At 66.0% G+C, this 14,261-nt stretch carries 10 protein-coding genes and 1 pseudogene; 9 read left to right on the plus strand and 2 right to left on the minus strand.

Features of this window, described 5'->3' with window-relative positions; genetic code table 11:
* Window positions 1–24: 24 nt before the first annotated feature.
* The gene (locus tag E3T31_RS06010; RefSeq protein ID WP_134467939.1) at window positions 25–1,065 is read left to right on the plus strand and encodes an iron-siderophore ABC transporter substrate-binding protein; all 1,041 of its coding nucleotides are present in this window, start codon (window positions 25–27) and stop codon (window positions 1,063–1,065) included.
* 146 nt (window positions 1,066–1,211) lie between these two features.
* Window positions 1,212–1,430 (plus strand): annotated as a pseudogene (locus E3T31_RS06015) (pyridoxal-phosphate dependent enzyme); the annotation flags it as partial.
* Window positions 1,431–1,782: 352 nt separating this feature from the next.
* Here the strand turns inward: E3T31_RS06015 and E3T31_RS06020 are convergent.
* Window positions 1,783–2,295 carry a GNAT family N-acetyltransferase gene (locus tag E3T31_RS06020; protein ID WP_241977693.1) on the minus strand — a complete coding sequence of 171 codons (513 nt, stop codon included), beginning with the start codon at window positions 2,293–2,295 and terminating at the stop codon, window positions 1,783–1,785.
* 159 nt (window positions 2,296–2,454) lie between these two features.
* Here E3T31_RS06020 and E3T31_RS06025 point away from each other — a divergent pair, with 159 nt between their 5' ends.
* From E3T31_RS06025 to E3T31_RS06035, 3 genes are read left to right on the plus strand one after another with little or no spacing between them, the layout of a single operon-like run.
* Window positions 2,455–3,348: an ABC transporter substrate-binding protein gene (locus E3T31_RS06025; RefSeq protein ID WP_174844853.1), complete on the plus strand. Its 894-nt coding sequence runs from the start codon at window positions 2,455–2,457 to the stop codon at window positions 3,346–3,348.
* 19 nt (window positions 3,349–3,367) lie between these two features.
* Window positions 3,368–4,351: an amino acid ABC transporter permease gene (locus E3T31_RS06030; RefSeq protein ID WP_134467940.1), complete on the plus strand. Its 984-nt coding sequence runs from the start codon at window positions 3,368–3,370 to the stop codon at window positions 4,349–4,351.
* A 23-nt stretch (window positions 4,352–4,374) separates the two neighbouring features.
* Complete coding sequence (locus E3T31_RS06035) at window positions 4,375–5,127, plus strand: amino acid ABC transporter ATP-binding protein (RefSeq protein WP_166787452.1); 753 nt, start codon at window positions 4,375–4,377, stop codon at window positions 5,125–5,127.
* A gap of 267 nt (window positions 5,128–5,394) precedes the next feature.
* Here E3T31_RS06035 and hrpA read toward each other — a convergent pair whose 3' ends face one another.
* The gene (gene hrpA, locus E3T31_RS06040) at window positions 5,395–9,471 is read right to left on the minus strand and encodes an ATP-dependent RNA helicase HrpA (RefSeq protein WP_134467942.1); all 4,077 of its coding nucleotides are present in this window, start codon (window positions 9,469–9,471) and stop codon (window positions 5,395–5,397) included.
* Window positions 9,472–9,604: 133 nt separating this feature from the next.
* Between hrpA and E3T31_RS06045 the strand changes: the two genes are divergently transcribed.
* From E3T31_RS06045 to E3T31_RS06060, 4 genes are all read left to right on the plus strand, one after another.
* Window positions 9,605–10,438, plus strand: coding sequence for an aldo/keto reductase (locus tag E3T31_RS06045; protein WP_134467943.1), 834 nt, complete (start codon window positions 9,605–9,607; stop codon window positions 10,436–10,438).
* 225 nt (window positions 10,439–10,663) lie between these two features.
* Complete coding sequence (gene pnuC / locus E3T31_RS06050) at window positions 10,664–11,329, plus strand: nicotinamide riboside transporter PnuC (protein ID WP_134467944.1); 666 nt, start codon at window positions 10,664–10,666, stop codon at window positions 11,327–11,329.
* 42 nt (window positions 11,330–11,371) lie between these two features.
* On the plus strand, window positions 11,372–13,504 hold the full coding sequence (locus E3T31_RS06055) for a thioredoxin domain-containing protein (RefSeq protein ID WP_134467945.1): 2,133 nt from the start codon (window positions 11,372–11,374) through the stop codon (window positions 13,502–13,504).
* A gap of 52 nt (window positions 13,505–13,556) precedes the next feature.
* Entirely contained in the window at window positions 13,557–13,985 is a 429-nt protein-coding gene (locus tag E3T31_RS06060; RefSeq protein WP_134467946.1) for a DUF1761 domain-containing protein, read from the plus strand.
* The last annotated feature ends 276 nt before the right edge of the window (window positions 13,986–14,261 follow it).

The raw sequence follows: 14,261 nt of genomic DNA on the forward strand, positions 1-14,261 counted from the left end.
CTACCCTTATCGTGCAGGGCGAGAATGTCGCCCGCGACCGACGAACTGGAGATTTTCGTGTCCCGACGCCTCACCGTCACACTGGCTGCCGCCGCCAGCATCCTCGCTCTGACCCTGAGCGGTTGCACGGCTGCCGCGGATGACGCGACCGGCCCTGCCTTGGACGCCGCGGCATCCGGCAGCTTTCCCGTCACCATCGAGCACGCGTTCGGCGAAACCACGATCGACGAGCAGCCGACCCGCGTCGTGACCTGGGGCTGGGGCAGCGCCGACGACGCGATCGCGCTCGGCGTGACTCCGGTGGCGATGCCGTTCCAAAGCTACGCCGGCGACGAAAACGGCGTGCTGCCGTGGATCAACGAGGCGCTCGAAGGCGAAGAGATGCCCGTCATCCTGCCCGACACCCAGGAGCCGCCCTACGAAGACATCGCCGCGGCCGCGCCCGACGTGATCCTCGCCGCGTACTCCGGCATCACCGAGCAGGAATACGACCTGCTCAGCGAGATCGCCCCGGTCGTCGCCTACCCGGGCGACGCCTGGGCCACCCCGTGGCGCGAACTGATCGAAATCACCGGAACCGCGCTCGGCAAGACCGACGAGACCGACAAATTGCTCGCATCGATCGACACCGAAATCGCCGATCAGGCCGCCGCGCACCCCGAATTCGCCGGCAAGACCATCGCCCTCACAAGCGACAGCGCCGGAACCTTCTACATCTATAAGAAGGAAGACCCGCGCGTCGACTTCACACTCGACCTCGGCTTCGTCAGCGCTCCCGCCGTCGACGACCTCGCGACCGACGAGGCGAGCTTCTACTACACGCTCAGCTACGAGCAGCTCGACCAGCTCGACAGCGACCTGCTGGTCAACTTCGGCTCCACCCAGGAAGAGTCCGACGCGTTCCTGAACGCGAGCTACGCCCAGGCCATGCAGCAGGTGCAGGCCGGCACGGTCGCAAGCCCGGTCGGAGCGGCCTTCATCTCGTCCGTTTCCCCGCCCACCGGACTCTCGCTGAGCTGGGGACTCGACGACTACGTCGCCCTGCTTTCCGCCGCTATTCAGTAACTTTTCTCAGAACGGATGCAGCGTAAGCCAGCAGGCGCCGCGGCATCCGTTTTCGGCGTGCCGGCATTAGTAGGACGCATGGGGTCAGTGTGCGCCGTGAAATTTACCATGGAGAGATGAGCAGTACCGGGCACCTCGCGGCACCGATGCCGTCGGCGGACGAACCGCTGCGCGAAGACGTGCTCGCGAGCGTCGCCGACCTTGTGGGTAATACCCCGTTGGTTGAGCTGCGGGTGCTCGCCGCCGGGCTGCCGGCCCGGGTGCTGGTCAAGCTCGAAGGACGCAACCCCGGTGGTTCGGCCAAGGACCGGGTCGCGTTCAACATCATCCGTCAGGCCGAAGCCAGCGGCGCGCTCGCCCCCGGGCGCGACGATCGTCGACCTCGCACCCGGCGAAGCCCTCGCCTGCCTCAGCAGCAACGCCCACAGCGTTGAGGTCAGAGCGCTCGAGCTGGACCGGCTCGACCGGCTCTCGAATGCGGCCGATCGGGTCGTCGCGCTCTTGCTTGAGATTCTCGCTATCGAGGCGCTGCACGCCGCACAGCTGCACGCCGCACAGCTGCAGGGCCCGGCGGGCCGGTCAACCACCGGGCTGGTGCCCGCTCTGCACAATCTTGGCGCAAAACCTGCCCTTCACCGAGGTCGTCGACCAGACCGTGCAGCTGCTCGAAGCCGCCGAATCGGCTGCCTCGTACATATATTCCGTATTCAGCATGTACTAGCTGAACTGCTCGTCGACGACGGCGAGCTGCTTGCGAAACTCCAAATACCCGATCGATTCCCAATCGTCGTCAAGGTCGAACTGCGGCTCATACTTGAGCGCGAGGTACAGCGCCACCGCTTCGGGTTGTCGTGCTCCCGTGGTCAGCACAATAGAGCGGATGCCCCGCCGCTTTGCTTCGGCCTCCAGTTCGGCCATCACCTGGCGGGCAAATCCACGGCGGCGATGCGCGGAGTGCGTCCAGACTCTTTTTACCTCGACGGAATCGTCCTCGCCCCGCATGAACGCCCCACCGGCGACTGCTTGTCCGTTCTCGACGAGCAGCAGAAAGGTGCCGCCATCGATCGGCTGAAAGCGCCGGGCCGGATACCGGCTGAGCTCGACCGACGAGGGAATCCCGTCGTTCAGGCCGTAGCGCTCGTCATACTCCCGCGAGAGTTCGGCCACCAGCGGCGCCGCGAGCGGGTCGGTCGGTGAGGTGTACAGGATGTTCGGTCTCAGGTTAGGCACCTTTTGACGATAGATCCGCAGCATCCGCTGGTCAAAACCGCTTGAATGCCAGGGGCTCGAAAACAGTCGGCTGCGGTTGCACTAGGCTCGTTAGGTCTACTCGCGTGTGGGTTCACCGTTGAATCCGCGCATTTTCGACCAAATCAAGAAGGAAGTGCCATGCGCGCACGTTACATTGTTCCGATTTTCGCCGCCGCCGCCGTTCTGCTGCTCACCGGCTGTGTCGACAACTCGAATCCGGCCGCCACGACGCCCACCGACGCCGGTACCACCATCGAAGCGGATGCTGCAGCCGTCGCGCTGCTCCCCGAAGACATCAAGAGCGCGGGCGTGCTCGTTATCGGAACCGACGCGGCGTACCCGCCGAACGAGTTCAAGGATGATGCCGGCGCACCGATCGGCTGGGGCATTGAACTCGCCGCCGGCATCGCCGCCAAGCTCGGCCTTACCGCCGAGTACCAGATTGCGTCCTTCGACAACATCATTCCGAGCATCACCGGCGGCACCGTCGACATCGGCGAATCGTCGTTCACCGATAATCTTGAGCGCGAGAAGCAGGTTGACTTCGTCAACTATTACAACGCCGGAATTCTCTGGGCCGCGCCGACCGGATCTACCGTCGACCCCGACAATGCCTGCGGCCTGACCGTCGCCGTGCAGGACAACACGGTTCAAGACACCGATGAGCTGCCCGCCAAGAGCGCGGCCTGCGTCGCGGCCGGTTTGGAGAAGATCGAGGTTCTGCCTTACGGTTCGCAGGACGAGGCGACCAACGCGGTTGTTCTCGGCAAGGCTGACGCCCTCAGCGCCGATTCCCCGGTCACGCTGTATGCCATCTCCAAGACCGACGGCAAGTTGGCGCCCGCCGGCGAAAGCTTCGACACTGCGCCGTACGGCATCACGGTCGACAAGGGTTCCGAACTAACCAAGGCCGTGCAGGCTGCCCTGCAGTCGATGGTCGATGACGGTTCCTACGGCGAGATCCTCGACGCCTGGGGTGTCACCGACGGTGGCATCGACACCATCACCATCAACGCCGCATCCAACGGCTAGAGAATAAGCGACCCGCATCATGACGAACACGGCCGCGACCGGCGGCGAGACGGAGCCCGGAATCAAGGCGATTCGCCTGCGCCACCCGTGGCGCAACACCTTCGCGGTCGTGTTACTGCTCATTGTTGCTCTGTTCATCGCGGATGCGGCGATGCGCCCGGCCTACGACTGGCCGGCGGTCGGCAAGTACCTGTTCGACCAGCGCATCTCGCAGGCGGCGTTCGTCACCCTGCAGCTCACGGTGTATTCGATGGTCATCGCGATTATTCTCGGCGTGACCCTGGCGATCATGCGGCTCTCGCCGAACCCGGTGGTCAACAGCATCGCCTGGGTGTACCTCTGGGTGTTCCGCGGCACCCCTGTTTATGTTCAGTTGGTGTTCTGGGGCCTGATCGGCACGATTTACCAGTCCATCGACATCGGGCTGCCGTTCACGGAACCGTGGGCGTCCTTCCCGACCCGCGTCGCGCTGAGCGCGTTCATTCTCGCGATCGTCGGACTGGCGCTCAACGAGGCCGCCTACATGGCGGAGATTGTGCGCGCCGGGCTGCTCTCCGTGGACAGCGGGCAGGAAGAGGCAGCGACCGCGCTCGGCATGAGCTGGTTCCAGACGATGGTGCGCGTCGTCGTGCCGCAGTCGATGCGGGTGATCATTCCGCCGGCCGGCAACGAGGTCATCTCGATGCTCAAGACCACCTCGCTCGTGACCGCGATTCCGTTCACCCTCGAGCTGTACACGCGCTCCCGCGACATCGCTGCCGTGACTTTCGACACCGTGCCGATGCTCATCGTCGCGTCGATCTGGTATCTGTTCTTTACCTCCATTCTCATGGTCGGCCAATATTTTCTCGAGAAGCGGTTCGCCCGCGGCATCGGTGATCGACGTCCCGATAAGAAAGCGGATGACGCGACCGCCGCCATGACGGGCGCCACCCCGGTCATCGGCAGTGGCCAACCCACGGTGGTGCTGCCGCCTACCGACCCGAACCAGGGAGAACGATGATGCTCGCCGCTATTGAGCCCCCCATGGTGGTCGCTGACCGCGTTTCGAAAAGCTTCGGCTCCAACGAGGTGCTCAAGAGCATCTCGCTCGAGGTTAAGCGAGGCGAGGTCATGTGCCTGGTCGGGCCGAGCGGATCCGGCAAGTCCACCTTCCTGCGCTGCATCAACCATCTCGAGGTCGTCTCCGCCGGCCGCCTCAGCGTCGACGGTGAGCTCATCGGCTACCGCGAGGCCAACCACAAGCTCTACGAGATGCGCCCCAAGGAGGCCGCTCGGCAGCGCCGGGATATCGGCATGGTGTTCCAGCGCTTCAACCTGTTTCCGCACATGACCGCGCTGCAAAACGTGATGGAAGCGCCGATCCGGGTCAAGGGCCTGTCCAGGGCCGGGGTCGAGGCCAACGCCCGCGCCCTGCTGGCTCGGGTAGGGCTTGCCGAACGCGCCGACTACTACCCCGCGCACCTCTCCGGCGGCCAGCAGCAGCGGGTCGCGATCGCCCGCGCCCTGGCGATGGAGCCCAAGCTCATGCTGTTCGACGAGCCGACCAGCGCGCTCGACCCGGAGCTCGTCGGTGAGGTGCTCGACGTCATGCAGGGCCTGGCCCGCGATGGCATGACCATGATCGTGGTCACCCACGAGATGGGCTTCGCCCGCGAGGTCGCCGACTCGCTCGTCTTCATGGACGGCGGAGTCGTCGTCGAGAGCGGTATCCCCACCGAGGTGCTAGCAAACCCCCAGCACCACCGCACCCAGGCCTTCCTCTCCAAGGTCCTCTAGCCCCCGCTCTCTCCTTTCCGGGCCCGGAAACCGGGCCCATGATGGATCATGGGCCTGGTTCCGTAAGGTGGGCCCAAGCGGCCGAAAGTTACCGGTGCGTGCACTCCGATAGTCAAACGCGTGGGGCCGGACAGTGCCGCCACCCGTCGGCTTCGCTTCCATTGCCTCCCGGGCCCGGGCCCGGGCCCGGAAACCGGGCCCATGATGGATCATGGGCCTGGTTCCGTAAGGTGGGCCCGGGCAGCAGAATACGGCCGTAGCGGCAAACTACCCGGCGAGCACCTTTTGAATGCGCTGCAGCGACACGGATTCGGCGGCCTTGAGTTCCTGCGCGAACAGGCTGATGCGCAGCTCCTCGATCATCCAGCGGGCGCGCAGGACCGGCGCCGAGGCATCCGCTCTGAGCGGCATCGTGCCGCCGGCGTTCTCGAACCGCGTGGTCGCGGCCTGGGTCTCGTTCATCCAGACCCGGTCGCGACTGGGGTTGTCGACCAGTTTCGGCACCCGGGCGCTGATGCCGCTGAGGTAGCGCGGCAGGTGTCGCAGCTGGGCCAGGCCGGTCTCGCTGACGAATCCCGGGTAGACCAGCGCCGTCAGCTGTTGGCGGGCATCGCTGATTCCGGGCAGCAAGGCCATGCTGGTCGCGGCCTTGAGCGCCTTGTCGGCCAGCCGATGAGCGGTCAAAATACGGGCAACCAAGCCGACCGTTTCGAACATGGAGTCCATCACGACTCCCGACACCCGGTCGCGAATGGTGTCGAACTCGGCCTTCATGAACACCTGCCCGTCGGGCCGCACCCGAAACAGCACGTCGTCGACCGCGGCGGCGAGGCAATCCTCGAACAGGGCTTGCGTGCTCTTATACGGGCTGGTCGCGAGCGAAAGCTTCTCGGCGGCGGTCAGGTGTTGCTGCACATACGCGGCCGGCGACGGCGTCGCTAGCAGCAGCAGCCGGCGCACCCCGCGGGGCAGCGCGCGCGCCTGCTCCAGCTCGGTGCTCATCATGCGAATAGAAACGGATGCCCCATCATCGACCAGCGTCGGATACCCACGAATCGTGTTGTCACCCTGCAACGCGTCGAGAAAGCGCGGGAGCTCGCCGAGGTCCCAGGTGGTGATGCCGCCGCGCTCGATCGCGTTGCTGGGAGCCGCGGCGCTCGTCGCCTTCGCGACGCTCTCCCGAACGCGGGTACCGAGCCGCCGTTGCAGATCTGCGAGGTCCTTGTCGGCGGCGACCGTGCGCCCGCGTTCGTCGGTGACGACAAAGGTCATGCGCAGGTGCGACGGAACCCGGCCCAGCTCGAAGTCGCGCGCGGAAACCGGCACATAGGTGAGCTTCTGAACCAGCGCCGCGAGCGTCTCGGCGAACGAGCCTTGCGGCACCGGCGTCGGCAGCGCCTCCACGATTCCGGGCTCGCTCGGCAGCTCGACGAGCAGCCGAGCTGCCCAGTCGGCGGCGGGCACGACATTGCGCCGGATGCTTTTCGGCAGCGACTTGATCATGGCGGTCACGAGCTCGGCGCGCAGGCCGGGCACCTGCCAGTCGAAACCGTTCGGCGAGAGGCGGGCGAGCAGCGCGAGCGGAATGCGCACTGTCACGCCGTCGTCTTCTTCGCCGGGTTCGAAGCGGTAGCCGAGGGTCAGGCGCTGGTCGCCCTGCTGCCAGCTTGGCGGAAAGAGTCCCTCATCGATCTCGGGGGAGTCCTCGGCGACGAGCGCGTCGACGGTCATGGTCAGGAGGTCGGGGGTATCGAACCGAGCAGTGCGCCACCAGCCCTCGAAGCTCTTGGTTGACGACACGTCGGCCGGAATGCGACGCTGATAGAAGTCGAACACCGCTTCGTCATCAAAGAGGATGTCCCGGCGCCGGGTGCGCTCCTCCAGCTCGGCCAGTTCCTCCCGCAGCCGCGCATTGGCCCGTTCGAACGCCCACATGCCGGGGTCGCGCGTCTGGCCGGGACGTCCGCCGCGGCTGGCGCTCGAGCCAACGGCGGGTGCGCGGCCAGCGCCGCGCCCACCGCTGGCGTCGCCGCCGTCGGTTGAGATGGTGACGCGTTCGTTGCGGGATGGTCCGCGGGAGCCGCGATCCGCTTCCTTCTCGGCCGAAGCAGACTGCGGTCCAGACGCGCGGTCCCACTCGCCCTCGACCAGGGCGTGCCGAATGAACAACTCGCGGGCATACGCCGGGTCGATCCGGGAGAACTGCACCCGGCGGCGGGCCACGATCGGCACGCCGTACAGGGTGACCCGTTCGTAGACCACGGCGGCGCCCTGCTTCATCTCCCAGTGCGGTTCGGAGTAGCTGCGCTTGCACAGGTTGCCGGCGAGCGGTTCGGCCCAGGCCGGGTCGACGACCGCGTTCATGCGGGCGAACAACCGGCTGGTTTCGACCAGTTCGGCGCTCATCACCGCGTTCGGCTGCTTCTTGGCCAGGGTTGAGCCGGGAAACAGCACGAAGCGCTGCTGTCTGGCGCCGACATAGTCCTTCTTGGCGACATCCTTCAGCCCGATGTGCGAGAGCAGCCCGGCCAGCAACGACCGGTGCACGCCGTCGGGGTTGGCGCTCGGTTCACCGAGTTGCAGCCCGAGCGGCTTGGCGAGCTGGCGCAACTGGCGCAAGACGTCTTGCCATTCGCGCACCCGCAGGTAGTTCAGGTACTCGTTCTTGCACAGTCGACGGAAGGCGCTCGAGCCGAGTTCGGACTGTTGCTTCTCAAGGTAGTTCCAAAGGTTGAGCAGGCTGAGAAAGTCGCTCGTCGGGTCGGCGAACCGAGCGTGAAACTGGTCGGCTTGCGCGCGCCGTTCGAGCGGGCGCTCCCGCGGATCCTGAATGGTCAGCCCGGCGACGATCGCCATGACTTCCCTACTGGTGCCCTGCGTTTTCGACTCGATCACCATGCGGCCAAAGCGCGGGTCGATCGGTAGCTGCGCGAGCTGCTGGCCGATGCGGGTCAGGCGCGGGGTGGCCGGGCCGGCAGCGGCGGGGGCGGCATCCGTTTCAACCGGGCGGCGACCGCTCTTGGTGCGGCCGGTACCCTCCGCCTCGATGGCGCCGAGTTCGGCGAGCAGGTCGAGGCCGTCCTTGATATTGCGGCTGTCCGGCGGCGTGAGAAACGGGAACGACGCGATGTCGCCGAGGCCGAGCGAGATCATCTGCAGAATGACCGCGGCGAGGTTAGTGCGCAGAATCTCCGGCTCGGTATATTCCGGGCGGCGCATATAGTCTTCTTCGGAATATAACCGAATCGCAATACCGTCGCTGGTGCGGCCGCTGCGGCCGCTGCGCTGGTTGCCAGAGGCCTGCGAGATCGCTTCGATCGGCAACCGCTGCACCTTGGACCGCACGCTGTACCGGCTGATCCGCGCCGTTCCGGCGTCGATGACATAACGGATGCCCGGCACCGTCAGACTGGTCTCGGCCACGTTGGTCGCGAGCACGATGCGCCGCTTGACCCCGGCCACCGTCGACGGCTGGAACACCCGGTGCTGGTCGGCCGACGACAGCCGGCCATAGAGCGGCAGAACCTCGGTGGGGTTGCGGCTAGCCGAGGAGGCGTACTTGCCCTGCAGGGCATCGGCGGCGTCGCGAATCTCGGTCTCGCCGGAGAGAAACACGAGCACGTCGCCGTTGGATTCCCGTTCGAGCTCGTCGAGAGCCGTGGTGATGCCCTCGATGTAGTCGCGGTCGACCGGGGGAGCGGCATCCGTCGTGTCGTCATCGTCGTCGATGCCGGGCTCGGCCACGAGCGGGCGGTAGCGAATCTCCACCGGAAAGGTGCGCCCTGACACCTCGACGACGGGCGCCGGGGTACCGTCGGCGGCCGCGAAATGCTTTGCGAAACTGGCCGGGTCGATGGTGGCCGAGGTGATGATGAGCTTGAGATCGGGGCGCTTGGGCAGGAGCTGCCGCAAATACCCGAGCAGAAAGTCAATGTTGAGGCTGCGCTCGTGCGCCTCGTCGATGATGATCGTGTCGTACTTGCGCAGCATCCGGTCGCGGTGAATCTCATTCAAGAGGATGCCGTCGGTCATCAACTTGATGCGGGTATCCGCGCCGACCTTGTCGGTGAACCGCACCTGGTAGCCGACGAGCTGCCCGACCTCCTGGCCGAGCTCCTCGGCGATACGTTCGGCGATGGTGCGCGCGGCGAGCCGGCGCGGTTGGGTGTGGCCGATGTTCTTGCGGCCGAGTTCGAGGCAGATCTTGGGCAGCTGGGTGGTCTTGCCCGACCCGGTCGATCCGGCGACGATCACGACCTGGTTGTCGCGAATCGCGCGGGCGATGTCTTCCCGGCGCTGGCTGACCGGCAGTTCGGGTGGGAAGGTGATATTGAGCGTTTCCATGAAGTATCAATATTACTTCGCCCCCACCCGCGACGTGAAAGCGCCCGTGCTGGCCAGCGCGGGCGCTTTCGCGGTCAGTGAACATTGGGGGTTGGGAGAGAGTGTCGAGGAGCCCTGCTTATAGGCTGGGGCGATGACGAAATCTGTACCCACCATCACCCTCAACGACGGCCACACGATTCCTCAGCTCGGTTTCGGCGTGTTCAAGGTCGAACCAGACGAAACTACCCGCATTGTGGCCGACGCGCTCTCGGTCGGGTACCGCCACATCGACACCGCCGCGATATACGGTAACGAGGAAGGTGTGGGCAAGGCGCTCGCAGCCTCGAGCATCGCCCGCTCCGAACTCTTCATCACCACCAAGCTCTGGAACGACCGTCAGGGTACCCAATCAGCCTTTGACGCGTTCGAGGAGAGCCTCGAGAAGCTCGGCCTCGACTACGTCGACCTGTACCTCATCCACTGGCCGGCTCCGGCCAACGACAAGTTCGTCGAGAGCTGGAGGGCCCTCGAAAAGATTCAGGAGTCGGGCCGCGCCCGTTCCATCGGCGTGTCGAACTTTCTGGTGCCGCACCTCGACCGGCTGTTGCACGAGACCAGCATCGTGCCCGCCGTCAACCAGATCGAGCTGCACCCGGCACACCAGCAGCTGGAGGTCACCGCTTTCGCTCGCGAAAACGGCATCAATATTGAAGCCTGGGGCCCGCTCGGCCAGGGCAAGTACCCCCTGTTCGACGAGCAGGTGATCGCGGATGCTGCCGACGCGCACGGCAAGTCGCCAGCGCAGGTCGTCATTCGCTGGCACCTGCAGATCGGCAACATCCTGTTCCCCAAGTCGAACCGCCTCGCGCGCATGACGGAGAACTTCGACGTGTTCGACTTCGAACTGACCCACACTGAGGTGACCATGATCTCCGCGCTCGAGCGCGCCGGCCGAGTCTCGGCTCACCCCAACGAGGTGAACTAGCCAGGTCGCGGGAGCGCGGCGGGTTGGCCCGCGACTCGGCTCACCGTAACGAGGTGAACTAGCCCCCAGTATCCGTTTGAAGGCAGTGCCCCAGCGTGACCGTTGGCCTGCCGGGGAACTGCTGCGTCACCGGCCAGATTCCGCCGGTCAGCGGCGTACATTGGGATGTGCTGCGTTTTCCCCGCGCCGGTGCGCGAGTGCGTGCCGTTTGGCAGAAAAGATCCCATGAATCCTATTGAATGGCTATTCGACGCGCAGCTGCAGCTTGGCACCCAGACCATTCTCTGGCGCGAGGTCATCGGCAACGCCTTCGGAATTGCGAGCGCCGTCGGGGGCATGCGCCGCAAGATCTGGGCCTGGCCGGTCGGGATCGTCGGCAACGTGCTGTTGTTCACAGTGTTCCTCGGCGCCGTGTTCGGGACGCCGAACCCGGTCAACCTGCTTGGGCAGGCCGGCCGTCAGATCATGTTCATCGTCGTGTCGATCTTCGGTTGGGTGCAGTGGCAGCGCAGCCGCAATTCCGCCGTGCACGTTGCCGTCGCGCCGCACTGGGCTGGCAACCGCACCCGCATTCTGCTCGCCGCTGGGCTGATCGCCGGCACCCTCGTGCTCACCCCGATTTTTCGTGCGCTCGGCTCGTTCGAACCGGTCTGGGCGGATGCCTGGATCTTCACCGGTTCGCTGCTCGCGACCTACGGTATGGCCAAGGGATGGACCGAGTTCTGGCTGATCTGGGTGGCCGTCGACGTAGTCGGGGTGCCGCTGCTGATCAGCGCCGGCTACTACGCCTCCGCCGTGCTGTATCTGTTCTACGGGGCGTTCACCATCATCGGGTTCATCGTCTGGGTGCGGGTACAACGCCGCCGGAGTGCACTGGTCGGCGTCGTTTAGGCCCGGCTCGCTCGAATTGGCCAAGCGGGAGGAGAATGGAACATGCCCAATCACCTCGCCGACGCCATCAGCCCCTACCTCCGCAGTCACGCTGACAACCCGGTGGAGTGGTTCGGCTGGGGCGAGCAGGCCTTCGCCGAAGCGCGCGAGCGGGACGTGCCGGTGCTCGTCTCGATCGGCTATTCCACCTGCCATTGGTGTCATGTCATGGCCAGGGAGAGCTTCAGCGACCCGGCCATCGCGGAGTACCTCAACGCCCACTTTGTGAGCATCAAGGTCGACCGTGAGGAGCACCCCGACGTCGACGCGAGCTACCTGGCCGCGGCAAGCGCGTTTATCGACGGGCTCGGCTGGCCGCTCAACGTGTTCGTCACGCCCGAGGGCCGGGCCTTTCATGCCGGAACCTACTTTCCGCCGGTCGGGCAGCCGGGGCATCCGTCATTTCGCGACGTACTGACCGCGGTGACGGATGCTTGGCTCACGCGCCGCGCGGACCTGACGGCGGGCGCGGCTCGGGTCGCAGAGATGCTCGCCGAGTCGGCGCGTGACCTGGCCGCGGGAGTCGGCTCCGCGTCCGGCGGTGGGCTCGGTGCTGGACCCGATGCCGACCGGCTCGACCAGGCGGTGGCTGAACTGGTCGCCTACGAGGACGCCTCGTTCGGCGGCTTCGGCGGCGCGCCGAAGTTTCCGGTGGCGCCGGCACTCTCCTTTCTGCTCGGGCACGGTGGGCTCGACGGCCCAGGCCCCGAGCTCGCCCTGCGTACGCTCAAACTCATGGGAGCGTCACCCCTGCGGGACCCGATCGAGGGCGGCTTCTTTCGGTACGCCGTCAACCGCGATTGGAGCGATCCGCACTACGAACGCATGCTCTACGACAACGCCCAACTGCTCGGCCTCTACACCCGCGCCTGGATGCTCACCGAAGCGCCGTGGGCACGCCACGTCGCCGAGGGAATCGCACGCTTTCTCTGCGACGTGATGCAGCTGCCGAGCGGCGGTTTCGCGAGTGCCCAGGATTCGGAGAGCACAGTCGACGGCCAGCGCGTCGAGGGCGGCTACTACGCCCTCGAAGCGAGCGACCGCCTCCGGCAGACCCCGCCAGCCCGCGACGAGAAGGTACTCACCGGCTGGAACGGCCTCGCCATCCAAGCACTGGCCCGAGCCGGCTTCGCCTTCGACCAGCCCGACCTGATCGCCGCCGCCCGCCGCGCGGCCGACTATCTGCGCGTGCACCACGAGCGCGCTGATGGCACGCTGGTACGCGCCTCCGTCAGCGGATCTACCTCCGGCGAACGTTCCTCGGATGCGAAGGCCACGCTGGAGGACTACGGCATGTACTCACGGGGACTCCTTGAACTTGCTCTCGTCACCGGTGACGTCACATACGCCACCCAGGCTCGTCACCTGCTCGACAGAACGCTAGCGGACACCACCGACGCTGCTGATCGGGCCAGCGCAGTGACCGACCCCGGTGTCAGCACGACGGCATCGAGCCCCGCTTTTCGCCCGCCGCACGGCTCGGATACCGTACTCACCGCGCAGGGCCTGGTCAGCGCCATTGACCCGTCGGAGGGCGCCTACCCCTCCGGACTATCCGCCACGGTCGACGCGGCCGTACTACTCCACCAGCTCACCGGCGACGACCGCTACCGCCGAGCCGCGGCGGCCGGACTCAGCCTGGTCGCCACCCTCGCTCCGCAGCGTCCGCTCGCCTTCGGCGCCGCGCTGCGCCTCTTCGACGAGCTCAACGCCCCGATCCAGCAGCTCGTCATCGTCTCGCCAGACGGGCCAGACGGGCCAGACGAGCCAGACGGAGTCCACGCCGACCCCACCAACCCCGACCCCACCAACCCCGACCCCACCAACCCTGACCCCACCGCCCACGGCGCCACCGGCCTCAACCCCACCCTGCTCGACCTCGCCCGGCGCCATCCGGCTGGCGTAGTCGTCGCCGTGACCGAATCGCAGGCCTGCGCCTTCGCCGACGCCGGATTCGACCTCTTTGCCGCTCGAACAGCGCAGACCGGCCAGCCCACCGCGTACCTCTGCCGCGACTTCGTCTGCCAACTGCCGGTCACCGACCCGGGTCAACTGCCGCCGATCGACGCCACCGCCGCGCTTCTGGCCAAAATTGCCGCTGAACAGCAACAATTGGGCGGGCCACACAAGCACTAACATCGGGATACCACCTACGCCCCACGTTCAGGACCAGCCGAAAGGATCCCTCATGGTTCCCGAAATTAACATCTGGGCCGTGCTCCTGGCCACCGCATCGAGCATGGTCATCGGCTCGATCTGGTACACCCGCGCGGTCTTCGGCCGGTACTGGATGAAAGCCGTCGGACACACCCAGGAAAGCATGAAGGGCAGCGGCACTGGCGCCATCATCATCACGGTCATCGTCAGCTTCGTCACCGCCTCCGTGCTGGCCGGCGCCGCGGCGATCGCCCAGAACTTCTACGGCGGCAACTTTCTGTTCAACACCCTGCTCACCGGGCTCATCCTCTGGGCCGGATTCACCGCAGCCCGCATGGTTACCCACGACGCCTTCGACCGCCGCCCGGCCGGCCTCACCGTGCTCAACCTGGCCCACGAACTCGTGACCATTCTGCTCATGGCCTTGATTATCGGCCTGTTCGGCATCTCCTCCCTCTAACGTGCACCGACTGTGCGAAACGGATGCCGCGGCATCCGTTTCGGAGGCCCGCCCGTCGTCGCGCGGGTGCAGCAAACTACCGGCATCGGGGACGTACACTGAGGTGAACGCCCCTGCGTGTCACCGGCCGCTGGTCGCTCATCGAGAATCTCGGCGGCACCATACTGAGAGTCAGCTGTTCGAGACACAGGCAGAGCAGCGTTCACGCCGGCTTTTTCGGCCGCACTCCCCGGCGCAGGCACGAATTGCCCCGCGTTTGAGTGCTCCACTTTTTCA

Source organism: Cryobacterium sp. TMS1-13-1 (assembly GCF_004403125.1).
Classification (GTDB): domain Bacteria; phylum Actinomycetota; class Actinomycetes; order Actinomycetales; family Microbacteriaceae; genus Cryobacterium; species Cryobacterium levicorallinum.

Coding starts and splice junctions, on each gene's coding strand:
- E3T31_RS06035 (WP_166787452.1), top strand. CDS start 4,375: ATGGTGGTCGCTGACCGCGTTTCGAAAAGCTTCGGCTCCAACGAGGTG.
- E3T31_RS06060 (WP_134467946.1), top strand. CDS start 13,557: ATGGTTCCCGAAATTAACATCTGGGCCGTGCTCCTGGCCACCGCATCG.
- E3T31_RS06010 (WP_134467939.1), top strand. CDS start 25: ATGTCGCCCGCGACCGACGAACTGGAGATTTTCGTGTCCCGACGCCTC.
- pnuC (WP_134467944.1), top strand. CDS start 10,664: ATGAATCCTATTGAATGGCTATTCGACGCGCAGCTGCAGCTTGGCACC.
- E3T31_RS06055 (WP_134467945.1), top strand. CDS start 11,372: ATGCCCAATCACCTCGCCGACGCCATCAGCCCCTACCTCCGCAGTCAC.
- E3T31_RS06045 (WP_134467943.1), top strand. CDS start 9,605: ATGACGAAATCTGTACCCACCATCACCCTCAACGACGGCCACACGATT.
- E3T31_RS06030 (WP_134467940.1), top strand. CDS start 3,368: ATGACGAACACGGCCGCGACCGGCGGCGAGACGGAGCCCGGAATCAAG.
- hrpA (WP_134467942.1), bottom strand. CDS start 9,471: ATGGAAACGCTCAATATCACCTTCCCACCCGAACTGCCGGTCAGCCAG.
- E3T31_RS06025 (WP_174844853.1), top strand. CDS start 2,455: ATGCGCGCACGTTACATTGTTCCGATTTTCGCCGCCGCCGCCGTTCTG.